At 71.7% G+C, this 26455-nt stretch carries 23 protein-coding genes; 20 read left to right on the forward strand and 3 right to left on the reverse strand.

Annotated features, from left to right (window positions below; genetic code table 11):
- Positions 1-291: 291 nt before the first annotated feature.
- The gene (rpoB, locus tag G514_RS0122455; protein ID WP_028653575.1) at positions 292-3813 is read left to right on the forward strand and encodes a DNA-directed RNA polymerase subunit beta; all 3522 of its coding nucleotides are present in this window, start codon (positions 292-294) and stop codon (positions 3811-3813) included.
- Positions 3814-3908: 95 nt separating this feature from the next.
- Positions 3909-7802, forward strand: a complete 3894-nt coding sequence (locus G514_RS0122460) for a DNA-directed RNA polymerase subunit beta' (protein ID WP_028653576.1) — start codon at positions 3909-3911, stop codon at positions 7800-7802.
- Between the two features lie 72 nt (positions 7803-7874).
- Here the strand turns inward: G514_RS0122460 and G514_RS0122465 are convergent, their stop codons facing one another.
- Complete coding sequence (locus G514_RS0122465; protein WP_245582308.1) at positions 7875-8333, reverse strand: MarR family winged helix-turn-helix transcriptional regulator; 459 nt, start codon at positions 8331-8333, stop codon at positions 7875-7877.
- Positions 8334-8390: 57 nt separating this feature from the next.
- Here G514_RS0122465 and G514_RS28455 point away from each other — a divergent pair, with 57 nt between their 5' ends.
- The 7 genes from G514_RS28455 to G514_RS0122505 all read left to right on the forward strand — a co-directional run bounded on the left by G514_RS28455 (position 8391) and on the right by G514_RS0122505 (position 17367).
- Complete coding sequence (locus G514_RS28455; RefSeq protein ID WP_084152324.1) at positions 8391-9602, forward strand: MFS transporter; 1212 nt, start codon at positions 8391-8393, stop codon at positions 9600-9602.
- Between the two features lie 110 nt (positions 9603-9712).
- Positions 9713-10249 carry a DUF4232 domain-containing protein gene (locus G514_RS29615; protein ID WP_084152325.1) on the forward strand — a complete coding sequence of 179 codons (537 nt, stop codon included), beginning with the start codon at positions 9713-9715 and terminating at the stop codon, positions 10247-10249.
- A gap of 394 nt (positions 10250-10643) precedes the next feature.
- Positions 10644-11030: a hypothetical protein gene (locus G514_RS0122485; RefSeq protein WP_028653578.1), complete on the forward strand. Its 387-nt coding sequence runs from the start codon at positions 10644-10646 to the stop codon at positions 11028-11030.
- Positions 11031-11073: 43 nt separating this feature from the next.
- The gene (locus G514_RS0122490) at positions 11074-12327 is read left to right on the forward strand and encodes a geranylgeranyl reductase family protein (RefSeq protein ID WP_028653579.1); all 1254 of its coding nucleotides are present in this window, start codon (positions 11074-11076) and stop codon (positions 12325-12327) included.
- A gap of 44 nt (positions 12328-12371) precedes the next feature.
- The gene (locus G514_RS0122495) at positions 12372-13283 is read left to right on the forward strand and encodes an NUDIX hydrolase (protein ID WP_051248106.1); all 912 of its coding nucleotides are present in this window, start codon (positions 12372-12374) and stop codon (positions 13281-13283) included.
- A gap of 9 nt (positions 13284-13292) precedes the next feature.
- Positions 13293-14567: a hydroxyacid-oxoacid transhydrogenase gene (locus tag G514_RS0122500; protein ID WP_028653581.1), complete on the forward strand. Its 1275-nt coding sequence runs from the start codon at positions 13293-13295 to the stop codon at positions 14565-14567.
- A 1-nt stretch (position 14568) separates the two neighbouring features.
- Positions 14569-17367 carry an FAD-binding and (Fe-S)-binding domain-containing protein gene (locus G514_RS0122505; RefSeq protein ID WP_028653582.1) on the forward strand — a complete coding sequence of 933 codons (2799 nt, stop codon included), beginning with the start codon at positions 14569-14571 and terminating at the stop codon, positions 17365-17367.
- On the opposite strand, the gene G514_RS28465 is transcribed toward G514_RS0122505, so the two are convergent.
- Positions 17364-17771, reverse strand: coding sequence for a hypothetical protein (locus G514_RS28465; protein WP_051248108.1), 408 nt, complete (start codon positions 17769-17771; stop codon positions 17364-17366). The two genes, G514_RS0122505 and G514_RS28465, sit on opposite strands and share 4 nt — an antisense overlap.
- 182 nt (positions 17772-17953) lie before the next feature.
- On the opposite strand from G514_RS28465, the gene G514_RS0122520 reads away from it, so the two are divergent.
- The 5 genes from G514_RS0122520 to G514_RS0122540 are packed head-to-tail and all read left to right on the forward strand — an operon-like array spanning position 17954 to position 22165.
- Positions 17954-19162, forward strand: coding sequence for a class I SAM-dependent methyltransferase (locus G514_RS0122520; protein WP_028653583.1), 1209 nt, complete (start codon positions 17954-17956; stop codon positions 19160-19162).
- Positions 19159-20109: a hypothetical protein gene (locus tag G514_RS28470; RefSeq protein WP_051248110.1), complete on the forward strand. Its 951-nt coding sequence runs from the start codon at positions 19159-19161 to the stop codon at positions 20107-20109. Before G514_RS0122520 ends, G514_RS28470 begins: the two co-directional genes overlap by 4 nt.
- A 25-nt stretch (positions 20110-20134) precedes the next feature.
- Positions 20135-20608, forward strand: a complete 474-nt coding sequence (locus G514_RS29620; protein WP_157545147.1) for a MarR family winged helix-turn-helix transcriptional regulator — start codon at positions 20135-20137, stop codon at positions 20606-20608.
- 58 nt (positions 20609-20666) lie between these two features.
- Positions 20667-21674 carry a DNA topoisomerase IB gene (locus G514_RS0122535; protein ID WP_028653584.1) on the forward strand — a complete coding sequence of 336 codons (1008 nt, stop codon included), beginning with the start codon at positions 20667-20669 and terminating at the stop codon, positions 21672-21674.
- On the forward strand, positions 21671-22165 hold the full coding sequence (locus tag G514_RS0122540; RefSeq protein ID WP_028653585.1) for an O-acetyl-ADP-ribose deacetylase: 495 nt from the start codon (positions 21671-21673) through the stop codon (positions 22163-22165). The genes G514_RS0122535 and G514_RS0122540 overlap by 4 nt, the downstream gene beginning before the upstream one ends.
- Before the next feature lie 7 nt (positions 22166-22172).
- Here the strand turns inward: G514_RS0122540 and serC are convergent, their stop codons facing one another.
- Positions 22173-23306: a phosphoserine transaminase gene (serC, locus tag G514_RS0122545; RefSeq protein WP_028653586.1), complete on the reverse strand. Its 1134-nt coding sequence runs from the start codon at positions 23304-23306 to the stop codon at positions 22173-22175.
- Between the two features lie 47 nt (positions 23307-23353).
- Between serC and G514_RS0122550 the strand changes: the two genes are divergently transcribed.
- The 6 genes from G514_RS0122550 to G514_RS0122575 all read left to right on the forward strand — a co-directional run bounded on the left by G514_RS0122550 (position 23354) and on the right by G514_RS0122575 (position 26233).
- Positions 23354-23629 carry a zinc-ribbon domain-containing protein gene (locus tag G514_RS0122550; protein ID WP_028653587.1) on the forward strand — a complete coding sequence of 92 codons (276 nt, stop codon included), beginning with the start codon at positions 23354-23356 and terminating at the stop codon, positions 23627-23629.
- Complete coding sequence (locus tag G514_RS0122555) at positions 23622-24143, forward strand: GNAT family N-acetyltransferase (protein ID WP_245582309.1); 522 nt, start codon at positions 23622-23624, stop codon at positions 24141-24143. The genes G514_RS0122550 and G514_RS0122555 overlap by 8 nt, the downstream gene beginning before the upstream one ends.
- A 34-nt stretch (positions 24144-24177) precedes the next feature.
- Positions 24178-24507, forward strand: coding sequence for a ribosomal protein L7/L12 (locus G514_RS0122560; RefSeq protein ID WP_028653589.1), 330 nt, complete (start codon positions 24178-24180; stop codon positions 24505-24507).
- Between the two features lie 25 nt (positions 24508-24532).
- On the forward strand, positions 24533-25099 hold the full coding sequence (locus G514_RS0122565; protein WP_211222212.1) for an ASCH domain-containing protein: 567 nt from the start codon (positions 24533-24535) through the stop codon (positions 25097-25099).
- Between the two features lie 64 nt (positions 25100-25163).
- Entirely contained in the window at positions 25164-25760 is a 597-nt protein-coding gene (locus tag G514_RS0122570) for a VldE C-terminal domain-containing protein (protein WP_157545150.1), read from the forward strand.
- Between the two features lie 71 nt (positions 25761-25831).
- The gene (locus G514_RS0122575) at positions 25832-26233 is read left to right on the forward strand and encodes a hypothetical protein (protein WP_157545153.1); all 402 of its coding nucleotides are present in this window, start codon (positions 25832-25834) and stop codon (positions 26231-26233) included.
- Positions 26234-26455 lie beyond the last annotated feature (222 nt).

The following is a 26455-nucleotide window of genomic DNA, read 5'->3' on the forward strand; positions in this document are numbered from 1 at the left end:
CGCGGGGCGCCTCGCTGCGCTCGGAAAGACCGGGTCGCTGCGCTCCCACGCCCCCATTGCGCTTCACACCAGCCCGGTTGGCTTCGCCCTCAACTCTTGACCTCCGGGACTCCTCGGACCACACTCGACGGACGCTGTGCGGTTCAGCCGAGGCGCGGGCTTGTGGGGTGCCCGCTGATCCGCTATCGTGGGTCCTTGCGCCTGCTCTCAGATGCTCCTCGCCCTGTCCGGATGGGCGATGTAGTGGTGGCTGGGCGCCTCTCCGCTCACGAGCCCTTTTGAGGACAACTCTTGGCCGCGCGCACCACCTCCCGCACGTCCGCTTCACCCTCCACCGGCACTGGCCGCCGCATCTCCTTCGCGAAGATCTCCGAGCCGCTCGAGGTCCCGCAGCTCCTCTCCCTCCAGACCGACAGCTTCGACTGGCTGATCGGCAACGAGGCGTGGGAGAAGGCCGTCGAGCGTCGGCGTGCCGAGGGCGAGGACGTCTCCAGCAAGTCCGGTCTGCAGGAGATCTTCGAGGAGATCTCCCCCATCGAGGACTTCTCCGAGACGATGTCGCTCTCGTTCGAGAACCCTGTCTTCTACGACCCGAAGTACACCGTCGACGAGTGCAAGGAGAAGGACTTCACCTACTCCGCCCCGCTCTACGTCTCGGCGGAGTTCACCAACAACGACACCGGTGAGATCAAGGGCCAGACGGTCTTCATGGGCGACTTCCCGCTCATGACCGACAAGGGCACCTTCATCATCAACGGCACCGAGCGCGTGGTCGTCTCCCAGCTCGTCCGCTCGCCCGGCGTCTACTTCGAGCGCTCTGCCGACAAGACGTCCGACAAGGACATCTACACCGCCAAGCTCATCCCGAGCCGCGGCGCCTGGCTGGAGTTCGAGATCGACAAGCGCGACATGGTCGGCGTCCGCCTCGACCGCAAGCGCAAGCAGAACGTCACCGTGCTGCTCAAGGCCCTCGGCATGTCCATCGAGGACATCCGACGCGAGTTCGCCGACCCCAACAGCACCGAGGGCAAGGCCTACGAGTCCATCGAGCTCACGCTCGAGAAGGACCACACCGTGGCCGAGGACGACGCGCTGCTCGACATCTACCGCAAGCTGCGCCCGGGCGAGCCGCCGACGCGCGAGGCCGCGACGACGCTGCTCAACAACTACTACTTCAACCCCAAGCGCTACGACCTCGCCAAGGTCGGCCGCTACAAGGTCAACAAGAAGCTCGGCCTGGTCGAGGCCTTCGACCAGCAGACGCTGACCCTCAACGACATCGTGGCCGCGATCCGCTACATCGTCGCGCTCCACGACGGCCAGACCGAGATCGAGTCGCCCCAGGGCGCCCTCGAGATCTCGGCCGACGACATCGACCACTTCGGCAACCGCCGGATGCGCACGGTCGGCGAGCTGATCCAGAACCAGCTCCGCACGGGCCTGGCCCGGATGGAGCGCGTGGTCCGCGAGCGGATGACGACCCAGGACGTCGAGGCGATCACGCCGCAGTCCCTGATCAACATCCGTCCGGTCGTGGCGGCGCTGAAGGAGTTCTTCGGCACCTCGCAGCTCTCGCAGTTCATGGACCAGACCAACCCGATCGCGGGCCTGACGCACAAGCGCCGGCTCAACGCGCTCGGCCCCGGTGGTCTGTCCCGCGACCGCGCCGGCATGGAGGTCCGCGACGTCCACCCGTCGCACTACGGCCGCATGTGCCCGATCGAGACCCCTGAGGGTCCCAACATCGGTCTCATCGGCTCGCTGGCGTCCTACGGCCGGATCAACCCCTTCGGCTTCGTCGAGACGCCGTACCGCAAGGTCGAGAAGGGCCGGATCACCGACCAGGTCGACTACCTCACCGCCGACGACGAGGACCGCTACGTCATCGCGCAGGCCAACGCCACGATCGACGCCAAGGGCAAGTTCACCGACGAGCGCGTGCTGGTCCGCCAGCGCGACGGCGAGGTGTCCGAGGTCCTGGCCGACGACGTCGACTACGTCGACGTCTCCCCGCGCCAGATGGTGTCGGTTGCGACCGCGCTGATCCCGTTCCTCGAGCACGACGACGCCAACCGTGCGCTCATGGGCGCCAACATGCAGCGCCAGGCCGTGCCGCTCATCAAGAGCGACTCGCCGCTGGTCGGCACCGGCATGGAGTACCGCGCGGCGGTCGACGCCGGCGACGTGCTCGTGGCCGAGACCGACGGCGTGGTCAAGGAGGTGTCGGCCGAGGTCATCGAGACCATGAATGACGACGGCACCTACACGACCTACAAGCTCAACAAGTTCCGCCGCTCCAACCAGGGCACCTGCATCAACCAGCGCCCGCTGGTCAGCGAGGGTGACAAGCTCGTCAAGGGCCAGCCGATCGCCGACGGCCCGTGCACCGACAACGCCGAGATGGCCCTGGGCACCAACCTGCTCGTGGCCTTCATGCCGTGGCAGGGCCACAACTACGAGGACGCGATCATCCTCAGCCAGCGCCTGGTGCAGGAGGACGTCCTCACCTCGATCCACATCGAGGAGCACGAGGTCGACGCCCGCGACACCAAGCTCGGGCCCGAGGAGATCACGCGCGACATCCCCAACGTCTCCGAGGAGATGCTGGCCGACCTCGACGAGCGGGGCATCATCCGGATCGGCGCGGAGGTCACCACCGGTGACATCCTCGTCGGCAAGGTGACCCCCAAGGGCGAGACCGAGCTGACCCCCGAGGAGCGCCTGCTCCGCGCGATCTTCGGTGAGAAGGCGCGCGAGGTGCGCGACACCTCGATGAAGGTCCCGCACGGCGAGTCCGGCACCGTCATCGGCGTCCGAGTCTTCGACCGCGAGGAGGGCGACGAGCTCCCGCCGGGCGTCAACCAGCTGGTGCGCGTCTACGTCGCGCAGAAGCGCAAGATCTCCGTCGGCGACAAGCTCGCCGGACGCCACGGCAACAAGGGCGTCATCGCGAAGATCCTGCCGATCGAGGACATGCCGTTCATGGAGGACGGCACGCCGGTCGACGTGGTGCTCAACCCCCTGGGCGTGCCGCGCCGCATGAACATCGGCCAGATCCTCGAGCTGCACCTGGGCTGGCTCGCCAAGCAGGGCTGGGACCTCGACCTGGCCGACAAGCCCAAGTCGCAGAAGGTCACGGAGTGGCAGCAGCGGCTCGTCGACATCGGCGTGCAGCAGGCCGACCCGGACACCAAGGTCGCGACCCCGGTGTTCGACGGCGCCCGCGAGGACGAGCTGGTCGGGCTGCTCGGCGCGACCTACCCCAACCGCGACGGCGTGCGGATGGTCAAGGAGGACGGCAAGGCCGCCCTCTTCGACGGTCGCTCCGGCGAGCCGTTCCCGGACCCGGTGGCGGTCGGCTACATGTACATCCTCAAGCTGCACCACCTCGTGGACGACAAGATCCACGCGCGCAGCACCGGCCCCTACTCGATGATCACGCAGCAGCCCCTGGGCGGTAAGGCCCAGTTCGGCGGCCAGCGGTTCGGCGAGATGGAGGTCTGGGCGATGGAGGCCTACGGCGCCGCCTACGCCCTCCAGGAGCTGCTGACGATCAAGTCCGACGACGTGCCCGGTCGCGTCAAGGTCTACGAGGCGATCGTCAAGGGCGAGAACATCCCCGACTCCGGCATCCCCGAGTCGTTCAAGGTGCTCGTCAAGGAGATGCAGTCGCTGTGCCTGAACGTCGAGGTCCTGAGCCAGGACGGCTCGTCGATCGAGCTCCGTGATGCGGAGGAGGACGTCTTCCGCGCCGCCGAGGAGCTCGGCATCGACCTGTCCCGCCGCGAGCCCAGCTCCGTCGAAGAAGTCTGAGTGATGGTGGTGCGCCGGCTCGCCCGGCGCACCACCTGCCTCAGTCCTCAACCCATCAGCACGACCTAGAACCAACAGAGGGAAGCGAAGCCAAAGTGCTCGACGTCAACTTCTTCGACCAGCTTCGGATCGGCCTGGCCACCGCGGAGGACATCCGCACGTGGAGCCACGGTGAGGTCAAGAAGCCGGAGACCATCAACTACCGCACGCTCAAGCCCGAGCGTGACGGCCTCTTCTGCGAGAAGATCTTCGGTCCCACCCGGGACTGGGAGTGCTACTGCGGCAAGTACAAGCGCGTGCGCTTCAAGGGCATCATCTGCGAGCGCTGCGGCGTCGAGGTGACCCGGTCCAAGGTCCGCCGCGAGCGGATGGGCCACATCGAGCTGGCCGCCCCGGTCACCCACATCTGGTACTTCAAGGGTGTCCCGAGCCGGCTCGGCTACTTGCTCGACCTGGCCCCGAAGGACCTCGAGAAGGTCATCTACTTCGCGGCCTACATGATCACCTCGGTCGACGAGGACGCCCGTCACAAGGACCTCTCCTCGCTCGAGAACAAGGTCGGCCTGGAGCGCGAGCGGCTCGAGAAGCGCCGCGACGGCTCCCTCGAGGACCGCACCAAGAAGCTCGAGGAGGACCTCGCGGCCCTGGAGGCCGAGGGTGCCAAGGCCGACCAGCGCCGCAAGGTCAAGGACGCCGCGGAGCGGGAGATGAAGCAGCTGCGCGACCGCGCGCAGCGCGAGCTCGACCGCCTCGAGGAGGTCTGGAGCACCTTCAAGGCGCTCAAGGTCCAGGACCTCATGGGCGACGAGATGCTCTACCGCGAGATGAAGAACTGGTTCGGCAAGTACTTCGAGGGCCACATGGGCGCCACGGCGATCCAGAAGCGCCTCCAGGACTTCGACATCGCGGCCGAGGTGGAGTCGCTGCGCGAGACCATCGCGACCGGCAAGGGCCAGAAGAAGGTCCGGGCGCTCAAGCGGCTCAAGGTCGTCGACGCGTTCCGCAAGACCGGCAACAAGCCCCAGGGCATGGTGCTCGACGCCGTCCCGGTCATCCCGCCGGACCTGCGCCCGATGGTGCAGCTCGACGGTGGCCGGTTCGCGACGTCCGACCTCAACGACCTCTACCGCCGGGTGATCAACCGCAACAACCGGCTCAAGCGGCTCCTCGACCTCGGCGCGCCCGAGATCATCGTCAACAACGAGAAGCGGATGCTCCAGGAGGCCGTCGACTCGCTGTTCGACAACGGCCGCCGCGGTCGTCCGGTCACCGGTCCGGGCAACCGGCCGCTGAAGTCGCTGTCCGACATGCTCAAGGGCAAGCAGGGCCGCTTCCGCCAGAACCTCCTCGGCAAGCGCGTCGACTACTCCGGCCGCTCGGTCATCGTCTCCGGCCCGCAGCTCAAGCTGCACCAGTGCGGCCTGCCGAAGATGATGGCGCTCGAGCTGTTCAAGCCCTTCGTCATGAAGCGGCTGGTCGACCTCTCCCACGCCCAGAACATCAAGTCCGCCAAGCGGATGGTGGAGCGGGCGACGTCCGGTCTCTCGCGCTACGCGATGGTCTGGGACGTGCTCGAAGAGGTGATCATGGAACACCCGGTGCTGCTCAACCGCGCACCGACGCTGCACCGCCTCGGCATCCAGGCCTTCGAGCCGCAGCTGATCGAGGGCAAGGCGATCCAGATCCACCCGCTCGTCTGCGGCGCGTTCAACGCCGACTTCGACGGTGACCAGATGGCCGTGCACCTGCCGCTCTCCGCGGAGGCGCAGGCCGAGGCCCGGATCCTGATGCTGTCGACCAACAACATCCTCAAGCCGTCCGACGGCCGTCCGGTGACCATGCCCTCCCAGGACATGATCATCGGCCTGTTCTGGCTGACCACCGACCGCGAGGGCGAGCCCGGCGAGGGCCGGGCGTTCTCGTCGCCGGCCGAGGCGATCATGGCCTTCGACCGCGGCGAGATCTCGCTGCAGAGCAAGGTCAAGATCCGCCTGGCCGACGTCGTCCCGCCGCTGGGCGAGGGCGCCGAGGACTGGGAGGAGGGCCAGGCGATCACGCTCGAGACGACGCTGGGTCGCGCCCTGTTCAACGACACCCTGCCGGCCGACTACCCCTACGTGAACTACGAGGTGGGCAAGAAGGCCCTGGGCGCGATCGTCAACGACCTCGCCGAGCGCTACACCAAGGTCGAGGTCGCAGCCTCGCTCGACGCCCTCAAGGACACCGGCTTCCACTGGGCCACCCGGTCCGGTGTCACCGTGTCGATCGAGGACGTCGTCACCCCTGCCAACAAGGCCGAGATCCTCTCGGGCTTCGAGAAGCAGGCCGCCAACATCCAGAAGCAGTTCGAGCGCGGCCTGATCACCGACGACGAGCGCCGTCAGGAGCTCATCGAGATCTGGACCGACGCGTCGAGCAAGGTCGGCGACGCGATGGAGGAGAACTTCGACCGGTCGAACCCCATCTTCATGATGGTCGACTCCGGTGCCTCCGGAAACATGAACCAGATCCGGCAGGTGGCCGCCATGCGTGGCCTCGTGGCCAACCCGAAGGGCGAGATCATCCCGCGTCCGATCAAGTCCAACTTCCGTGAGGGCCTCACGGTGCTGGAGTACTTCATCGCGACCCACGGTGCCCGCAAGGGTCTGGCCGACACCGCGCTCCGCACGGCGGACTCCGGCTACCTCACCCGTCGTCTCGTGGACGTCTCCCAGGACGTCATCATCCGCGAGGACGACTGCGGCACCGAGCGCGGCCTGATCAAGCGCATCGGCGTCAAGCGCGAGGACGGCACGGTCCGCAAGGACGACAACGCCGAGACCGCGGCCTACGCCCGCACCTCGGCTGTCGAGATCACCCACCCGGAGACCGGCGAGGTGCTGGCGACCGCGGGTGAGGACCTCGGTGACGTCAAGATCGGCGAGCTCGTGTCCGCCGGTGTGGAGGAGGTGTCGGTCCGCTCCGTGCTGACCTGCGACGCCAAGACCGGCACCTGCGCCAAGTGCTACGGCCGCTCGCTGGCCACCGGCAAGCTCGTCGACATCGGCGAGGCCGTCGGCATCATCGCGGCCCAGTCGATCGGTGAGCCCGGCACCCAGCTGACGATGCGCACCTTCCACACCGGTGGCGTCGCCTCGGCCGACGACATCACGCAGGGTCTGCCCCGCGTGGTCGAGCTGTTCGAGGCTCGCTCGCCCAAGGGCGTCTCGCCGATCAGCGAGGTCGCCGGCCGGGTCGAGATCGAGGAGACCGACAAGGCGCGCGTCGTCAAGATCACTCCCGACGACGGCTCCGACGTGCAGGAGTACCCCGTCAGCCGGCGTTCGCGCCTCCGGGTCGCCGACGGCGACCACATCGAGGTCGGCGACCAGTTGGTGGTCGGCACGCCCGACCCGAAGGAGGTGCTGCGCATCCTCGGTGTCCGCAAGACCCAGCAGCACCTGGTCGACGAGGTGCAGGCGGTCTACCGCTCGCAGGGCGTGGCGATCCACGACAAGCACATCGAGATCATCGTGCGGCAGATGCTGCGCCGGATCACGGTGCTCGAGTCGGGTGACACCCACCTGCTGCCCTCCGACCTCGTCGACCGCGTGCGGTTCGAGGAGGAGAACCGGCGCGTGGTCTCCGAGGGCGGCAAGCCGGCCTCGGGTCGCCCCGAGCTCATGGGTATCACCAAGGCCTCGCTCGCGACCGAGTCGTGGCTGTCCGCGGCCTCCTTCCAGGAGACCACCCGCGTCCTCACCGACGCGGCGATCCACGGACGCTCCGACTCGCTGCGGGGTCTGAAGGAGAACGTCATCATCGGCAAGCTGATCCCGGCGGGCACCGGCCTCGAGCGCTACCGCAACATCCGGGTGGAGCCCACCGAGGAGGCCCGCGCCGCGGCGTACTCCGTGACCGGCTACGACTCCTACGACTACGAGTTCGCCGGCGCCGGCGGACAGGCAGTCGCCCTGGAGGACTTCGACTTCGGGTCCTACCAGAACTGAACGCACGCAAGGCCCCCGTCCGGGTCAGCCACCGGCTGACGAGGGCGGGGGCCTTGCTGCGTCCCGGCGCGTCTAGGAGCCTGCGTCGCGCTGCTGCTCGTCGAGCTCGCGAAGGCGCTCGAGGAGGGGGAGCGCGGCGAGCAGACCTGTCGCCTCCTGCGCGGACAGGCCGTCGAGCAGCTCGGCGACGGACTGAGCGCCCGCCCGGCGCCGTTCGCGCAGCGTGGCGCGGCCGGAGTCGGTGACGCAGACGAGGGCCACCCGCCCGTCGGCGGGGTCGCTGCGGCGCTCGACGTGCCCCGCGCGCTCCAGCGTGGTCACCAGCGAGGTCATCGACGGCTGCGAGACGCCCTGGACGACGGCGAGCTCGGTGATGCGTCGCGGCCCGGTGCGTTCGAGCGTCGCGAGCGTGGAGATCGCGGTCAGGCTGACCTCGCGCGGGACGCGGCGCAGCACGGTCGCGCTGAGGGCGTAGATCGCGCCGGCCAGCCGGTCGCGATCGCCCGACGACAGCGCGGCGCGGGGGGTCACACCGGCGATCGTACACAGGATTGAACCTCTATATAGAGAGGCTATATAATTCCGCGCATGGCTCTCACCGGCTCCCACAGCGCGCGCCACGTCGACCTCCCCGGGGCAGCGGCGAGCCCGTTCCGCCAGCCGAAGGCGGTGTGGGCGGTGGCCTTCGCCTGTGTCATCTCGTTCATGGGCATCGGCCTGGTCGACCCGATCCTCCCGTCGCTGGCCTCCTCGCTGCAGGCCACGCCGTCCCAAGTCGAGCTGCTCTTCACCAGCTACCTGGTCGTCACCGCGGTCGCGATGCTCGGGACCGGATGGGTGTCGAGCCGGATCGGTGCCAAGCGGACCCTCGTGACCGGGCTGGTGCTGATCGTGGTCTTCTCATTCATCGCGGGGTCCAGCGGCAGCATCGCCCAGATCGTCGGGTTCCGAGCCGGCTGGGGTCTGGGGAACGCCCTGTTCATCGCGACCTCCCTGGCCGTGATCGTCTCCTCCGCGAGCGGTGGCTTCGCCGGCGCGATCGTGCTCTACGAGACCGCGCTCGGGGTCGGCATCGCCTCCGGCCCACTGCTCGGCGGCGTGCTCGGCGACATCAGCTGGCGTGGGCCGTTCTACGGCGTCGGCGTGCTGATGCTGATCGCCCTGATCGCGACCGTCGTGCTGGTGCCCGAGCTGCCCAGGCCGGAGCGCAAGGCGTCGATCTCCGAGCCGCTCGAGGCGCTGCGGCACCGCAGCCTGGCCACCACCAGCGTCACGGGGTTGCTCTACAACTGGGCGTTCTTCACGATCCTCGGCTACGCGCCGTTCCTCATGGACCTGACGCCGATCAAGCTGGGGGCGGTCTTCTTCTGCTGGGGCGTGCTGGTGGCGCTCTTCGCGGTGTTCGGGGCGCCGGCCCTCAAGGCGAGGTTCGGGACGCCGCGCACGCTGTACGGCGCCTTCGCCGCCATGGCCGCCATCTCCCTGGTCATCGGGCTCTTCCCCGACCGCCGCTGGGTCGTGATCGTGGCCGTGGTGCTGTCGGGGATCGTGATCGGGCTCAACAACACCCTGGTGACGACGGCGGTGATGAGCATCGCGCCGGTGCCGCGCGCGACGGCGTCCGCGACCTACGGCTTCGTCCGCTTCATCGGCGGTGGGCTCGCGCCGTTCGCCGCCGGCCAGCTGGTCGAGCACTACAACCCGCACGTGCCCTTCATCATCGGCGCGGTCGCGGTCCTCGCCGCCGCGGTCGTCCTGAGCACGGTGCACCCCGTCCTCGTGGACGCGGACCGCCGCTGAGGTCGGTGAGTTCTCAGCCGAAACTCAGCCCCGTCCGCAACTGCGGGCTGCTCCAGCGGGTCACACTCGAGGGTGGACGCACCGTCGTGTCCGCAGGAGGAGTGAGTGCCATGGAGCGTTGGATGAAGGTGCCGCTGTGGAGCGGCGTGGCAACCGTGGTCGCCGGTGCAGCCCTGGGGGGCGTGCTGATGGCGGCGCCGAGCGGGCACGCGGCCCCGGGTACCGAGCGGGGCGTCCCGGAGTGCGCGAAGGCCGACCTGAGCGCGAAGTACCGCGGTGGCGACGCGGCGACGAGCCACCGCTACGGGCGGATCGTGCTGCGGAACACCTCCGAGCACGCCTGCTTCGTGAAGGGGTACGGCGGGCTGTCCTACGTCGGCAAGGGCAACGGCACCCAGATCGGGGCGCCGGCCGACCGGACCCCGAGCCCGACCCCCCGGACGGTGCTGCAGCCCGGTGACAAGGTGCGCAGCGCGGTCGTGGAGACCTCGACGGGGCCGTACTCCGCGAAGGAGTGCCGGCCGACCAAGGTGGACGGGTTCCGCGTCTACGTGCCGGACGAGACCCGCTCGTTCTTCATCGCGCACCGCACCACGGGCTGCGCGAACCCGAAGATCCACCTGCTGAGCCACAAGGCCTATCGCTGAGGTCCGACGTCGAGCGATGAGTGAGGGCGGCGGTCGAGGTCGACCTCCGCATGAGCAGCACGGAGGCACCCGACCTCGACCAGCTGGCCCGCGACATCCTCGACTCGGTCCGCTACGTCGTGCTGGGCACGGTCGACGAGGACGGCCGGGCCCGCACCTCGCCGGTCTTCTTCACCCCGCACGACTACGAGGAGCCGCGGCGGGCGGCGGTTCAGCGCGGACGAGCTGTCGGACGACGACGGGTTGCGCCTGTGGGTGCTGCACGCGGAGAGCTGGGAGGTGCACGTCCGCGCCCGCCACCCCACGCTCGGCACCGGGCGCGACCGGCGGGTGGCCGTCGACCCGCGTCGCGGTCAGGGGTGACCGGTCGCCGCAGTTGGGGTACACCACCCACATGAGTGAGTCGCAGCCCGAGAGCCCGGGCAAGCACGCCGCGCCCGACGACGACCCCCACAGCGACCCGCCGCCCGTGGCAGGGGCGGGTGGCGAGCACGCCGCCGAGGGCCCGCCCGACGAGGGCGGCGACGGCGACGAGGAGCCCGCCTCAGCGCAGGCGTCGGGCGAGTCCGGGGGCACCCGGCAGCCCGGCGCCGACCCCTCGGACGAGGCGGAGATCGAGGCCGAGCGGGAGCGCCGCCTCGACCCCGACAACCGCCCGGACGGCGTCGAGGTCGACAACACCCAGCGCACCTTCGACGTCGAGAAGGGCATGTTCGAGGACTCCGAGGGCTACGAGCAGGCCGAGGAGAAGTTCCCGCCGCTGGGCGGTCAGGGCGCCTGACGCGGATTCAGCCCGCCGCTGGTGGTCCTGAGACAATGAGCGGGTGACCGCACCCCCTCCTCCGCACGCCGACGTCCTCGTCGTCGGCGCCGGTCCTGCGGGGTCGGCCGCGGCCGCCTGGCTGGCCCGCGGCGGCGCCGAGGTGGTGCTGGCCGACGCGGCAGTCTTCCCGCGCGACAAGACGTGCGGTGACGGGCTGACCCCCCGGGCGGTGGGCGAGCTGGAGCGGCTCGGCCTCGGCGACTGGCTGCGGGCACACACGGTCAACCAGGGGCTCCGTGCCCACGGGTTCGGCCAGACCCTGCTGCTGCCCTGGCCCGGCGGCACGCTTCCCGCCTGGGGCTCGGCGGTCGCGCGCACCGAGCTCGACGACCACCTGCGGACCACCGCGATCAAGGCCGGCGCGACCGCGCTCGACGGCTTCCGCGCGGTCGACGTACGCCGCGAGGGCGGGCGGGTCGCCGCAGTGGTGTTCAAGACCGCCGAGGGCCCGGTCGAGATCGCCTGTCGGCACCTCGTCGTGGCCGACGGGGTGCGCTCGCCGCTGGGCAAGGCGCTGGGGCGCGAGTGGCACCGCGACACGGTCTACGGCGTCGCCGGCCGGTCCTACGTGGCCAGCGGGATGAGCGACGACCCGTGGATCAGCAGCCACCTCGAGCTGCGCGACGAGGCCGGGAAGGTGCTCTCGGGCTACGGCTGGATCTTCCCGCTGGGCTCGACCGCGGGCAACGGCGAGGTGAACCTCGGCGTCGGCACGCTCGCCACCAGCAAGCGACCCGCCGACCTGGCGGTCAAGCCGCTGATGGCGCATTATGCCGAGCTGCGCCGCGAGGACTTCGAGCTCTCCGGCGACCTCCGCATGCCCACCTCGGCGCTGCTGCCGATGGGCGGCGCGGTGAGCAACGTGGCCGGGCCCAACTGGGCGCTGATCGGCGACGCGGCCGCCTGCGTCAACCCGCTCAACGGCGAGGGCATCGACTACGGGCTCGAGACCGGCCGGCTCGTCGCCGACCTGATCGCCGACGGCGCCGACCTGGGCCGCGCCTGGCCGGCGCTGCTGGGCGAGCACTACGGCGAGGCGTTCTCCATCGCCCGCCGCCTCGCCGGCCTCGTCACCGTCCCGCACCTGCTCTCCACGCTCGGCCCGGCCGGCATGCGCTCCGACTGGCTGATGACGCTCGCGCTGCGGTGGATGGGCAACCTCGTCACCGACGAGGACCGCGACCGCGCGGCCCGGGTCTGGCGCTGGGCCGGGCGCCGCTCGCTGGCCCGCGACGCACGACCGCCGTTCGCCTGAGCGTCCGTGTCCGAGCGGCCCCGCCGACCACTTAGGGTCGAGACGTGGCGGAGCGACGACAGGTGCGGAGGGTGCAGCGGGTCGCGGCGTACGCCGTGATCATCCGCGACGAGCGCATCCTGCTCAGCCGGCTGGCCAAGCGGCTGACCGCCAAGGAGCTGTGGACGCTCCCGGGTGGCGGCCTCGAGCACGGCGAGGACCCGCGCGACGCCGTGGTGCGCGAGGTGCACGAGGAGACCGGTCTCGACGTGGTCGTCGACGAGACCGCGCACGTCTACTCGCAGCACCAGCGCGACACCTGGCGGCACGGGCGACGCGCCGACGCCCACGCGCTGCGGATCGTCTACGACGGCTGGGTGCCGGTCGACAGCCCGGAGCCCCGGGTCGTCGAGGTCGACGGGTCGACGATGGACGCCGCGTGGCACCCGGTGGCGAGGGTGCTCGACGGCACCGTGCCGGTGGTGGGCCTGGTGACCGAGGTGCTGGCGGAGCACCAGCCGTTCCGGCTCCAGCGCGTCGCGGCGTACGCCCTGGTGCTGCGGGAGGGACCGGGCGGGCCGGAGGTGCTGCTGACCCGCAACTCGGCGCGCGGGCCGCACCCCGGCGAGTGGATGCTGCCGGGCGGCGGCATCGACCACGGCGAGGAGCCGCGCCAGACGGTGGTCCGCGAGGTCCAGGAGGAGACCGGGCTGACCTGCACGCCGGGCGCGGTCCTCGACGTCGGCTCGACCCACTTCGAGGGCACGGCGCCCTCCGGACGCCGCGAGGACTTCCACGCCCTCCAGATCGTCTACGCCGCCGAGGTGTCGGGCGGCGAGCCCCGCGTCGTCGAGGTCGACGGCACGACGGACGCCGCGGCGTGGGTGCCGCTCGCGTCGCTCGACGACCCGGACCACCCGGTCCGCGACCTCGTGCACACCTCGATCGCGGCGCTGCGCGCCCAGCTCCCGGCGTAGATTCGGCCCGTGCGCGAGACCGTCTTCACCTACGCCGCGCCTGCGCTCAAGTTCGGCGCCGGCGCGTCCGCCGAGGTGGGCCACGACCTCGCGACGCTCGGTGCCCGTCGGGTCCTGCTCGTGACCGACGCGGGTGTGATGGCGACCGGCCACCCCACCCGGGTCGCCGAGCAGGTGTGGCAGCACGGGATCGAGACCGTGATCTTCGACCGCGCCCGGGTCGAGCCGACCGACGAGTCGATGGAGGAGGCGATCGCCTTCGCCCGCGACGCGGAGTCGACCGGACGCCGCCTGGACGCGATCGTGGCGATCGGTGGCGGCTCGTCGATCGACACTGCCAAGGCGGTCAACCTGCTGCTGACCAACCCGGGCGAGCTGATGGACTACGTCAACGCGCCGGTCGGCAAGGCGCGCGCGCCGCTGGAGCCGCTGCTGCCGCTGGTCGCGATCCCGACCACCACCGGCACCGGCAGCGAGAGCACGACCATCTGCGTGCTCGACGTGCTGGCGCTGAAGGTGAAGACCGGGATCAGCCATCCAGCGCTCCGCCCGCGGCTGGCGATCGTCGACCCGCAGCTGACGATCTCGCAGCCCACGATGGTGACCGCCGCGTCGGGCATGGACATCCTCTGCCACGCGCTGGAGAGCTACACCGCCCGGTGGTACGCCGACTTCGACGCCAAGGAGGCCGACCAGCGCGTGCCCTACTGCGGGGCGAACCCGATCGCCGACATGTGGTCGGAGAAGGCGCTGAGCCTGCTCGCGGGGGCGTTCCGCGCCGCCGTCCGCGACGGCGACGACACCGGGGCGCGCGAGCAGATGGCGATGGCCGCGACGTTCGCCGGCCTCGGCTTCGGCAACGCCGGCGTGCACATCCCGCACGCCAACGCCTACCCGATCGCGGGCCGGGTGCGCGACTTCGTGCCGGACGGCTACCCCGAGGGCGAGCCGATCGTGCCGCACGGGATGGCGGTCTCGCTCACGGCCCCGGCGGCGTTCCGGTTCACCTTCGACGCGGCACCCGAGCGGCACCTGCGCGCGGCCCGGATCCTCGACCCGGGCGCGACCGGCGACGGGCCGGAGCTGCTGGCGGGCGTGGTCACCGCGCTGATGCGCGACATCGGCCTCCCGAACGGGCTGGCCGAGGTGGGGTACGGCGCCGGCGACGTGGACGACCTCGTGGCCGGGGCGACCCAGCAGCAGCGGCTGCTGGCGACCGCGCCGAAGGCGCCCACGGACGAGGACCTGGCACGGGTGTTCGTCGCCTCGATGGAACACTGGTGAGGTGCCCGCAGCCGCTTCCGACCTCGTGGGGGAGCTGCGGGACCGGGGCGTCGAGGACGTCGACGACTCGGCGCTGAGCCGGGCGCTCTACTCGTCGGACGCCTCGCTCTACCGCGTCGTGCCGCAGGTGGTCGTGCGCCCGCGGGCCGCGGACGAGCTCGACGCGGTGCTCGACGCGGCGCGCGCGACCGGTGTGCCCGTCACCATGCGTGGCGCCGGCACCTCGATCGCCGGCAACGCGGTCGGCCCCGGCATCGTCGTCGACACCCTCAAGCACCTCAACCGGGTCGTCTCCGTCGACCCGGAGGCGCGCACGGCGGTCGTCCAGCCGGGGGTCGTTCACGCCGACCTGCAGCGCGCGGCCGCCCCGCACGGCCTGCGGTTCGGGCCCGACCCGTCGACCCACACCCGCTGCACGATCGGCGGGATGATCGGCAACAACGCCTGCGGCTCGCGCGCGCTCGGCTACGGCCGCACCGTCGACAACGTCGTGGGGCTGGACGTGATCTTCGGCAACGGCGAGCGGGCTCGGTTGGGTGCCCTGGCTGCGGAGGTCTCGACAGGCTCGACCAGCGGGGCTCGGCTTCTCGAGCTCGTGCAGAGCGACCTCGCCCACGTGCGCACCGAGTTCGGTCGGTTCGGGCGGCAGGTGAGCGGCTACTCCCTCGAGCACCTGCTGCCGGAGCGCGGCCGCAACATCGAGCGGTTCCTCGTCGGCTCGGAGGGCACGCTCGCGGTGGTGCGGGAGGCGACCGTGCGGCTGGTGGAGGACGAGCCGGTGCGGCAGCTCCTCGTCCTGGGCTTCGCGTCGATGGTCGAGGCCGCCGACGCGGTGCCGGCGCTGCTCGAGGCCGGTGCCGGGCGGCTGGTGGCCTGCGAGGGCATCGACTCGCGCATCGTGGAGCTGGTCCGGGCGCGCGGCAGTGCCGTGCCCGGGCTCCCGCCGGGCGAGGGGTGGCTCTTCTGCGAGATGACCGGGTCCGACGCGGCCGAGGTGCGCGACGCCCTGACCCGGCTCGCGGCCGCGACCGGCGTCGGTGAGTCGCGGCTGGTGGTCGACGCCGCCGAGGCGGCCGCGCTGTGGCGGATCCGCGAGGACGGCGCGGGCCTGGCCGCGCGCAGCCTCGCGACGCCGGCCTACTCCGGCTGGGAGGACGCCGCGGTGCCGCCGGACCGGCTGGGCGCGTGGCTGCGCGACTTCGACGCGCTGCTGCGGGAGCACGGCCTCGACGGCGTGCCCTACGGCCACTTCGGCGACGGCTGCGTGCACGTCCGGATCGACTTCCCGTTCCGCCCGGGCGACGACGGCTCCGCCCGGGTCTTCCGCGACTTCCTCACCGCCTGCGCGCTCAAGCTGCGCGACCACCGCGGCTCGCTGTCGGGGGAGCACGGAGACGGTCGGGCCCGCTCCGAGCTGCTGCCGCTGATGTACGACGTCGCGTCACTGCGGCTCTTCTCCGCGGTCAAGGCGATCTGCGACCCCGGCAACCTGCTCAACCCGGGCAACCTCGTCGACCCGGCTCCGCTCGACGCCGACCTGCGGCCCACGCGGCCGCGGCTGCCCGTGACCCCGGTGGTCAGGCTGCCGCACGACCACGGCCGGCTCGGCGACGCCGTGCACCGCTGCACCGGCGTCGGCAAGTGCGTGGCGCCCCAGACCAACGGTGTGATGTGTCCGTCCTACCTGGCCACCCGCAACGAGAAGGACTCGACCCGGGGCCGCTCGCGGGTGCTGCAGGAGGCGATCGACGGGACGCTGGTGCACGGCTTCGCCGACCCGGCGGTCACCGAGGCGCTCGACCTCTGCCTGGCGTGCAAGGGCTGCGCGTCGGACTGCCCGACCGGCGTCGACATGGCGACGTACAAGTCCGAGGCGCTGCACCAGAAGCACGACGTCGAGGGCGTGCGCCGCCCGCGCAGCCACCGCCTGCTCGGCCGTCTCCCGTGGTGGGCCGCCCTGGCCGCTCCGGTGGCGCCGCTGGCCAACCGGATGACCCGACTCGGGCCCGTCGCGCGGCTGGCGAAGGCCGCCGCCGGCATCGACCAGCGCCGGTCGATCCCGGCGTTCGCGCCCAAGACCCTCCGCCGGTCCGCGCCGACGAGCGGCAGCGGCGCGCCGGACGTCTGGATCTGGGCCGACTCCTTCAGCGACCACTTCTTCCCCGGCAACGGCCACGCGGCCATCCGCTACCTCGAGGCGGCCGGGCTGACCGCGCGGGTGATCCCCGACGACGCGTGCTGCGGGCTGACGCTCATCTCGACCGGCCAGCTCGACCGCGCCCGCGCGCTCATGGAGCGGACGGTCGCCACCCTCGCGGCGTACGTCGACTCGGGCGTGCCGGTCATCGGGCTCGAGCCCTCGTGCCTGGCCACCCTGCGCAGCGACGCCGTCGAGCTGACCGGCGCTCCCGTCGACGTGCTCAGCCTCGCCGAGCTGATCGCCCGCGACGGCCTCCCGGTGCCGGACCTGAGCGGGATCGAGGTCGTCGCCCAGCCGCACTGCCACCACCACGCCGTGCTCGGCTGGGCCGCCGACCAGGAGCTGCTGGAGCGCGCCGGGGCGAGCGTCACCCGCGTGGCCGGTTGCTGCGGCCTGGCCGGCAACTTCGGGATGGAGAAGGGTCACTACGAGGTCTCGGTGGCGGTCGCCGAGACCCACCTGCTGCCCGCCGTGCGCGCGAACCCCGGCGCCGTCGTGCTCGCCGACGGCATGTCGTGCCGGGTGCAGCTCGACGACCTCGCCGGCGTGCCGACGCTGCACCTCGCCGAGCTGCTGGTCTCACGGCTCCAGGGCGGCTAACCAGCCCTCGTGTAGCGGCCGTCGAACGCTGTCTCCCAGGTGGTGCCGTCGTCCTTAGACGTCTCCCACACCTGGCGGACGCCGTCGTCCTCCTGCGTCCACGTGATCCGCTGCCGCGCGTCGGCGTCGATGCCCTCGAGCACCATCGCGCCGTCCCGGAGCGCGCCGTCGAGGAGGAGCACGCCGCCCGTCGAGTCGAGCCAGGTCTGGTGCCAGCAGCCACGCTCGGGGTCCCACGCGTTGAGGCTGTGCCCCTCGACGCCGCCGTCGCCCCGCCAGTGCTCGGCCAGGGCGCCGGTGCCGAACAGCGCGGTGATCGAGCTGCGGCCGACGTGGGTGCCGGCCGGGTCGTGCACCTCCCACTCACCGAGCCAGAAGTCGAAGTCGTGCGCAGGGTCCTCCATGCCCCTGACACTGGCGCGCCGAGCGACCGCGGACCAGAGGCCCGGGCAACTCGTGACCGCTCCGCTACCCACCTGTGACCACCTCCCTAGACTCGTCGGGTGAACCCCCGCCACCGCCGCCTGGTCATCCCGGTGGCCCTGGTGGCGCTGCTGCTGATCGTCCTGGTCGCCGCGGTGGTCTGATGGCCGAGAACCTCCTTCGAGCACTGGCCCAGCTGCGCACCCGGCTGCTCGACCCCGAGACGCTGGTGCGCGCCGTCGCGTCCGGCCGGCAGCGCGCCGGCTCGCCGCGGTGGCGCCGGGTCGAGCTGCGCTACGTCGACCTGAAGGCCGGCCGACACCTGCAGGTGACGGCGTACGACGAGACGCAGGCGCACACCAGCAACCACCTCGCCGGCGACGCGGCTCGCGACGCGGTCGACGACCTGCTCGAGGAGCCGTTCGGCAACTGGCACCTCACGACGACCACCGAGACGCTGCAGCTCCGGGTGACCCGCAAGGGCGAGGCGCTGGTGCACGCCACCGCGCAGGCCTCGCCCGCCGAGGTCGATCGCGGCCACGACCGCGGCAAGGAGCGGCTGCTGCCCGAGGACGACCCGCTGTTCCGGGCGCTCGGGCTCGCCGACGCCGAGGGCCGGCTCAAGCCGAGCCGCCGCGACAAGCACCGGCAGGTGGAGGAGTTCCTGCGGCTGCTCGACGCGGCGGTCACGGAGGCGATCGACAAGGGTCAGCTGCGCCTGCCGACCCCGGACGCGCCGCTCCGCGTGGCCGACCTGGGCTGTGGCAACGCCTACCTGACCCTCGCCGCCGAGCGCTACCTCGCCGGCGTCCGCGGGCTGCCCGTGCGCCTGGTCGGCGTCGACGTCAAGGAGCAGTCGCGCGAGCACAACGAGAAGGTCGCCGGCGAGCTCGACCTCGACGCCGAGTTCGTCGTCGGCACGATCGGCGGCGCCGAGCTCGACCCCGCGCCCGAAGTGGTGCTGGCGCTGCACGCCTGCGACACCGCGACCGATGAGGCCCTGGCCCGCGCGGTCGAGTGGGAGGCCACGCTGGTGCTGGCCGCGCCCTGCTGCCACCACGACGTGGCGGCCCAGCTGCGCAGGTCGCCGACCCCGGCGCCGTACGCCATGCTCACTCGGCACGGCATCCTGCGCGAGCGGCTCGCCGACACCCTGACCGACGCGCTGCGGGCCACGCTGATGCGCCTCCAGGGCTACCGCGTCGACGTCGTGCAGTTCGTCGAGAGCAAGCACACGCCGCGCAACACACTGCTCCGCGCGACGCGCACGGGTGCTCCGGTCACCGGCGGCTCGCTGCGGCGCGAGTACGACGACCTGGTCGACACGTGGGGCATCCGGCCCAGGCTGGCCGAGCTGATCGACGGCCGATGATCGAGCGGGTCCTCACGGGGCTGCTCGCCGTACCGTTCCTCGTCGGTGCCGCGGCCGCTCCCGCCGACCGCGCCCAGGTGGTCTTCTCCTTCCAGGACGACGACATCGTCGAGTCGAGCGGACTCGCGGTCGCCGACGGGCTCGTCGTCACCACCAACGACTCGGGCGACAGCGGCCGGGTCTTCACCGTGGACCCGGCGACCGGCGAGACGGTCGGGGTCACCGAGTGGGGCGAGGACGTGCAGGACGTCGAGGCGCTCGCGCCGCTCGATGGCGACCACGTCTGGGTCGGTGACGTCGGCGACAACCTCGAGCGGCGGGACTCGGTGCAGGTGGCGCCGCTGCCGGTCGGCCCCGGGGACCGCGACTACGACGGGCCGGTCTACGACCTCGTCTACCCCGACGGGCCCCACAACGCCGAGACGCTGCTGAGCGACCCGACGACCGGACGGCTCTACGTCGCGACGAAGGGCACGCTCGGCGGCACGCTGTACGCCGCACCGGAGCCCCTCGACCCGGACGCGCCCAACGAGCTCGAGCCCCTGGGCGAGGTGCTGCCGATCGCGACCGACGGCGCGTTCCTGGCGGACGGCACGCGCCTGGTGATCCGCAACTACGGCATCGGGGTGGTCTACGCGTTCCCGTCGCTGGAGCGGCTCGACGACCTCCGCCTGCCCTCGCAGCCGCAGGGGGAGGGGCTGGCGGTGGACGCCGACGGCAGCCTCCTGCTCAGCTCGGAGGGGCTGCACGCGTCGGTGCTGCGGGTGTCGCTGCCGGCCACCTCGCCGACCCCCAGCGCCTCGCCCACGCGCCGCACCGAGTCGCGTGAGGACGCCGAGCTCCCGGAGACCACCGAGACCCAGCGCCCCGCCTGGCCGTGGTTCGTGGGCGGGCTGATCGGGCTCGGGTGCCTCGTGGTGCTGCTCGGTTCGCTCCGCCGCCGGTGACCTGACGATCGCCTAGGGTGTGCCGGTGAGGCCCGACGGCGGACCGGTGCTCGACCAGCCCGGCTCGAACATCGCGCTGGACGTCTTCGTCCTCGACCAGCACCTCGGCGCGCTCATCGAGCACGCGCTGCGCGGGACGGGTGTGTCTCCCGCGCAGTACGCCGTCTACGGGCAGCTGGCGCACGGGGCGAGCTCGCCCAAGGAGCTGCTGGAGGTGCTCGGCCTGCGGCCGGCGACGCTGACCGGCTACCTCAGCGCCATGGAGGCCCGGGGCGATCTCCTCCGCACCCGCGACGCGGCCGATCGTCGTGCCCACCGGCTGGAGCTCACCGAGCAGGGCCGGGCGACCCGTGACGCGTGCCGGGCGCGGTTCCGCAGGACGATGCGCGGCATCACCGACGAGCTCGGGGGCGCGGACGCCGTCGCCGAGCTGCGGGCGGCCCTCGGCCGGCTCGACGCGGCGATCCGTCGCGTGCACGACCGCACGCGGACGGTCTGACGCGCGACTCTCGGCGGGCCGAGGTTCACCTCGCGCCCGCGCTGGCTACTGTCCCCGCGTGCCTCGCCTTCGCCGTACCTCTCCCGACCAGCTGGGCTGGACCCGACGCCGTGCCGGAAAGGGCTTCGTCTACCTCGACGAGCGCGGTGCGCGGCTGCCCGAGGAGCAGGCGCAGCGGGTCCGCGACCTGGTGATCCCGCCCGCGTGGAAGGACGTGTGGATCACGCCGTACGCGAACGGCCACCTCCAGGCGGTCGGCACCGACGACGCCGGGCGGCGCCAGTACCTCTACCACCCGCAGTGGCGCGAGCGGCGCGACGCCGAGAAGTTCGACCGGATGCTGCTGTTCGGCAAGGCGCTCTCCAAGGCGCGGGAGCGGGTGCTGGTCGACCTCGGCATGCAGGGGATGCCCCTCGAGCGCGCCTGCGCGGCGGCGGTCCGGCTGCTCGACCTGGGCTACTTCCGCATCGGCAACGACGTCTACGCCGACGAGAACGGCTCGTTCGGTCTGACCACCCTCGAACGCCGCCACGTCCGCAAGCACCAGCGGGCGCTGGTGTTCGCGTTCACCGGGAAGTCCGGCGTCGAGCACGAGATCCGCATCGACGACGAGGTCGTCATCGACGCGATCGAGATCATGCGCCGGCGGCGCGGCGGGGACGACCGGCTGCTGTCCTACAAGGACGGCCGATCGTGGCGCTCGCTGCTGCCCGACCTGGTCAACGACTACGTGCGGGCCTCGACCGGGCTGGAGGCGACGGCGAAGGACTTCCGCACCTGGCACGCCACGGTGCTCGCCGCCGCCGCGCTCGCCGAGACGCCGGAGCCCGGCCAGAGCAAGGCCTCGCAGAAGCGCGCGATCGCGGAGGCGATGAAGGAGGTCTCGCAGTTCCTCGGCAACACCCCGGCGCTGGCCAAGTCGTCGTACGTCGACCCGCGCGTCGTCGACGCCTACCGGCGCGGCAAGACCATCGAGCGCGCCACCCGGCGCCGCTACGAGAACACCGACGAGCGCCAGGCCGCCCTGGAGCGCGCGACGCTCAAGCTGCTGAGGGAGTTCGAGTGAGGATCACCGTCGTCGAGGGCGACATCACCGAGCAGGACGTCGACGCGGTCGTCAACGCCGCCAACCGGGCGATGCGCGGCGGGTCGGGCGTGGACGGCGCGATCCACCGGGCGGGCGGCCCGGCCGTGCTCGAGGACTGCATCCGGCGGTTCCCCCACGGGCTCGCCACCGGCGACGCCGGCTGGACCACGGCCGGCGACCTGGCGGCGCGCTGGGTGATCCACGTCGTCGGCCCCAACCACACCCGCGGCGAGACCGACCGCTCGCTGCTGACCTCGTGCTACGTGCGCGCCCTCGAGGTCGCCGACGAGTTGGGGGCGCGCACGGTGGCGTTCCCGCTGGTCAGCGCCGGCGTCTACGGCTGGCCCAAAGACGACGCGATCGCCGCCGCCCTGGAGGTGTTCCGGTCCGCCGACACCCGCGTCGACGAGGCGCGGCTGGTCGCCTTCGGCCACGACACGTACGACGCGATCAAGGCCCAGCTCGGCTAGGCCGTGTCTAGAGCCGCTCGATCACCCAGTCGATGCAGGCGGTGAGCGCGGCGATGTCGGACGGGTCGATCGCGGGGTACATCGCGATGCGCAGCTGGTTGCGGCCGAGCTTGCGATAGGGCTCGGTGTCGACGATGCCGTTGGCGCGCAGCGTCGCGGCGATGGCACTGGCGTCGATGGCGTCGTCGAAGTCGATGGTGCCGATCACCAGGGAGCGGTGCTCCGGGTCGGTGACGTAGGGGAACGCCGCCTCGGACGCCTCGGCCCAGCCGTAGAGCGTGCTCGACGACTCGGTCGTGCGCTCGACCATGCCCTTGAGGCCGCCCTGGCCGTTCATCCAGTCGAGCTGCTCGGCCATGAGGAACAGCGTCGCGACCGCGGGGGTGTTGTAGGTCTGGTTGAGCCGCGACTGGTCGATCGCGGTCTTCAGGTCGAAGAACGCCGGGACGTGCCGCCCCGACGCGGCGATCCGCTCGGCCCGCTCGATCGCGGCGGGGGAGAAGATCGCGACGTAGAGGCCGCCGTCGGAGGCGAACGACTTCTGTGGCGCGAAGTAGTAGACGTCCGACTCGGTGAGGTCGACGGGCAGGCCGCCGGCTCCGGAGGTGGCGTCGATGAGCACCAGCGCCCCGTCGTCGGCCCCCTTCGGTCGCACCACCGGCGCCATCACGGCGGTCGACGTCTCGTTGTGCGCCCAGGCGTAGGCGTCGACGCCCGCCTCGGCGGCGGCCACCGGTCGTGAGCCGGGCTCGCTCGCGATCACCGACGGCTCGTCGAGCCACGGCGCCGCCTTGACCGCGGTCGCGAACTTGCTCGAGAACTCGCCGAAGGTCAGGTGCTGGCTCTTCTGCTCGATCAGGCCGAACGTGGCGACGTCCCAGAACGCCGTCGCGCCGCCATTGCCGAGCACCACCTCGTAGCCCTCCGGCATCGAGAACAGCTCGGCGACCCCCTCGCGCACCCGGCCGACCAGGTCGCGCACCGGCGCCTGGCGGTGCGACGTGCCCATCAGCGAGGAGCCGGTGGCCGCGAGCGCGTCGAGGTGGGCCGGCTGGATCTTGGACGGGCCCGCACCGAACCGACCGTCGGCGGGCAGCAGGTCGGCCGGGATCCGCGGTGCGTTGGTCGAGTCGTCGTTCACGCCACCTATTCTGGCAGCCGCCCAGCCGCCGACCCGGAGGAGTCCAGATGCCCCGAGGGCGCACCGCGCGCGACCACGAGGGTCTGCAGCGCGTGCTCCTGCTGGGCGGGGTGCTGATCGCGGTGGCCGGCGTCGCCATCGCCGTGTGGGGGCTGGTCGCCGGCGGTTGGGGGCTGGTGGCCGGGCCGGTGCTCGTGGTGTTCGCCGTCGCCTGCCTGGTCGTCGCGCGCGACGACGGCCGCGGCCGGTTCTGCCCGGAGTGCGTGGCCCGCAACCCCGAGGACGCCGAGACCTGCCAGCGCTGCGGACACGCACTTGGCTGAGCCGGCGGCGCTGGAGATCGTCCGGGTCGGCTACGGGCACCCCGACGCGATGCGCCTGATCGAGGAGGTGCAGGCGGAGTACGTCGCCCGCTACGGCGGCCCCGACGTCACCCCGCTCGACCCGCTGATGTTCGAGCCGCCGTCCGGCAGCTTCTTCGTCGGCTACCTCGACTTCGGGCGAGAGCGGCGACCGGTGGCGTCGGGCGCCTGGCGGGCGCACGACGACGTCGAGACGTTCGGCACCCGGCGTACCGCCGAGATCAAGCGGATGTACGTCGCCACCGAGGCCCGCGGCCGCGGGCTCGCACGGACGATGCTCGCGCACCTCGAGCGGAGCGCGGCGGCGTCGGGTGCCGAGGCGATGATCCTGGAGACCGGCACCGCGCAGCCGGAGGCGATGGCTCTCTACGAGTCGTCGGGCTACACCCGCATCCCGTCGTTCGGCTACTACAAGGACGAGCCGCTGAACCGCTGCTACGCGAAGCCGCTTGAGACCACTAGCGTGTCGCCGTGAGCGAGAACGTGACGGGCAACGTGGAGGGACTCTGATGGGGATCTTCGGTGGCTCGGCGCAGGACCAGGTCGACCTCGGGGCGATCAACGACCGGCTCGCCCGGCTCGAGTCGGCGGTCGCGTCGCTGCAGGGGCAGCTGGCCGCGCTGACGACCGGTGCGGTGGCCGCCGGGCCGCCCAACGCGCTGGCGGGCACCGACCCCGGCCAGATCCCCTACGGCAGCAACGTCGCCGGCGGCGCGTGGCTCGACGAGGTCCGGCAGCTGAAGGACGACGGCAAGCTGATCAACGCGATCAAGCTCTACCGCGAGAAGACGGGCCTCGGGCTCAAGGAGGCCAAGGACGCCGTCGAGGGCCTGATCTGAGCGGGGCCTGACCGTGCTGCTCCCGATGAGGGTGGCCCAGGGGGTCGCCGACGGGTCGGTGACGCTGGCGTTCCGGCGCTGGCGCAAGCAGGACGTCGTGCCGGGGCAGGTGTTCACGACCTCCGCCGGACTGGTGCGCGTCGAGGCCGTCACCGTGGTGGAGGCCGACGCCATCACCGACGACGAGGCGCAGCGCGCGGGCTGGCCCGACGCCGAGCGGCTGCGGCGCCGGCTTGCGCCCGAGGGCGAGACCTACCGCGTCGAGCTGGCGTACGCCGGACCCGACCCGCGGGTGGCGCTGCGCGCGTCCGCCGACCTCACCGACGACGACGTCGCCGACCTCGACCGGCGGCTGGAGCGGCTCGACCGGGCCGCCGCGCACGGGCCGTGGACGATGCACTACCTCGCGCTGATCCGGGAGCACCCCCAGCGCCGCGCGCCCGACCTGGCCGAGCTGGTCGGGCGCGAGACGGCGCCGTTCAAGATCGACGTCCGCAAGCTGAAGAACCTCGGCCTGACGATCTCCTACGCCGTCGGCTACGAGGTCTCGCCGCGCGGGCTGGCCTACCTGAGCCGGACCACCCGGTCCTGACCGCACGGTTGTAATTCACCCCGTTCCGCTCCGGGGCGCGCCGGTGCCGACCTACGGTGCGGCCATGCGCGCGCTCCTCGTCGCGGCCGCACTGTCGCTGTGCGCTGCCGCTCTCTCCCTCGGCGGTCCGGCCGCGGCCGACGCTCCCCGGGCCATCGACGGTGGCGGCCTGCCCGTGGAGGACTACGCGGGCTACGCGCCGCAGACCACGTGCACCAAGAAGCCGCGCCCCGGCACCGTCGCGCTCGGCAGCTGGCTGGTCGCGACGTACGGCGGCGGAGGCGGGGCGGTCAACCGGCCCTGCACCGGCTCCGGCGCCTCCGAGCACAAGGACGGGCGCGCGATCGACTGGACCCTCGACGCCACCGACCGCGCCGACCGTCTGGTCGCGAAGGCGTTCCTGGCCGCGGCGTTCGCCCCCGACGCCGCCGGCAACCCCGCTGCGTTGGCCCGCCGGATGGGGATCATGTACGTCATCTGGAACGACCACTTCTACCCGGCCTACCACCAGTTCCAGCCGGAGAGCTACCTGTCGTCGTCCTGCCGCTCCAAGCGGACGTGCTCGAAGACGCTGCGGCACCGCGACCACGTGCACATCTCGCTGTCGAAGGCCGGCGCGAAGGGGCGGACCAGCTTCTACGTAGACCTGGTGCCGGAGTAGCGCACCTGCACCGGGATGACCCAAGATCGCCTTCCACGCTGCGAACGCCAGACTGGGAAGGAACCCATCGGATGTCCCGATCACGAGTTGCGCTGTCCGTCCTCGCCGTCGCGGTCGCTGTGCCGGTGACCCTCGTCCTGCCATCCGGTCCGGCCGTCGCCGGGCTGCCGGCGAGGTGGACGACGTACAAGGACTCGCATCTCGACGTCGCGGACGATGCGGGCACGATGACGATCAAGGTCGGCCGCGACCCTCACAAGATCGCCAGGATCGTCATCGTCGCTGACTGCGACGGGACGAAGGAGAGGTTCACCCGCCGCAACGTGCCGATCAGGGACGACGGCAGGTTCAGTGTCTCCGGCGGCAGGTACGTCAGCATCGAGGGCAAGTTCTGGACCGCGCACCGTGCCACCGGCAGCCTCACCACCCACCAGTGCGGGTTCTTCGGCGGGGACTTCTCCGCCACGGACTAGCACTCGGCCACCTCGACAAGGCATGTGAGGACGCCAGGCTCCCGGTGGTTGAGGTGCGAGGAGCGCTAGCGACGAGCCTCGAAACCGCCGCAGCGTAGGCACCGGCGTAAGTCCCAGCAAGAGCCTTGCGAGGTTTCGAGGCTCTGACGCTCGTACCTCGACCAGCGTCACAGCGGCATGACCGCTACGCGGCTGCTGGTCGGGCTCCGCCCGGACGGCTCG

Source organism: Nocardioides halotolerans DSM 19273, from assembly GCF_000422805.1.
GTDB classification, from domain to species: domain Bacteria; phylum Actinomycetota; class Actinomycetes; order Propionibacteriales; family Nocardioidaceae; genus Nocardioides; species Nocardioides halotolerans.

Coding starts and splice junctions, on each gene's coding strand:
- G514_RS28455 (WP_084152324.1), top strand. CDS start 8,391: ATGGCTCTCACCGGCTCCCACAGCGCGCGCCACGTCGACCTCCCCGGG.
- G514_RS29615 (WP_084152325.1), top strand. CDS start 9,713: ATGGAGCGTTGGATGAAGGTGCCGCTGTGGAGCGGCGTGGCAACCGTG.
- G514_RS0122485 (WP_028653578.1), top strand. CDS start 10,644: ATGAGTGAGTCGCAGCCCGAGAGCCCGGGCAAGCACGCCGCGCCCGAC.
- G514_RS28465 (WP_051248108.1), bottom strand. CDS start 17,771: ATGGAGGACCCTGCGCACGACTTCGACTTCTGGCTCGGTGAGTGGGAG.
- G514_RS0122520 (WP_028653583.1), top strand. CDS start 17,954: ATGGCCGAGAACCTCCTTCGAGCACTGGCCCAGCTGCGCACCCGGCTG.
- G514_RS28470 (WP_051248110.1), top strand. CDS start 19,159: ATGATCGAGCGGGTCCTCACGGGGCTGCTCGCCGTACCGTTCCTCGTC.
- G514_RS0122550 (WP_028653587.1), top strand. CDS start 23,354: ATGCCCCGAGGGCGCACCGCGCGCGACCACGAGGGTCTGCAGCGCGTG.
- G514_RS0122560 (WP_028653589.1), top strand. CDS start 24,178: ATGGGGATCTTCGGTGGCTCGGCGCAGGACCAGGTCGACCTCGGGGCG.
- G514_RS0122565 (WP_211222212.1), top strand. CDS start 24,533: ATGAGGGTGGCCCAGGGGGTCGCCGACGGGTCGGTGACGCTGGCGTTC.
- G514_RS0122570 (WP_157545150.1), top strand. CDS start 25,164: ATGCGCGCGCTCCTCGTCGCGGCCGCACTGTCGCTGTGCGCTGCCGCT.
- G514_RS0122575 (WP_157545153.1), top strand. CDS start 25,832: ATGTCCCGATCACGAGTTGCGCTGTCCGTCCTCGCCGTCGCGGTCGCT.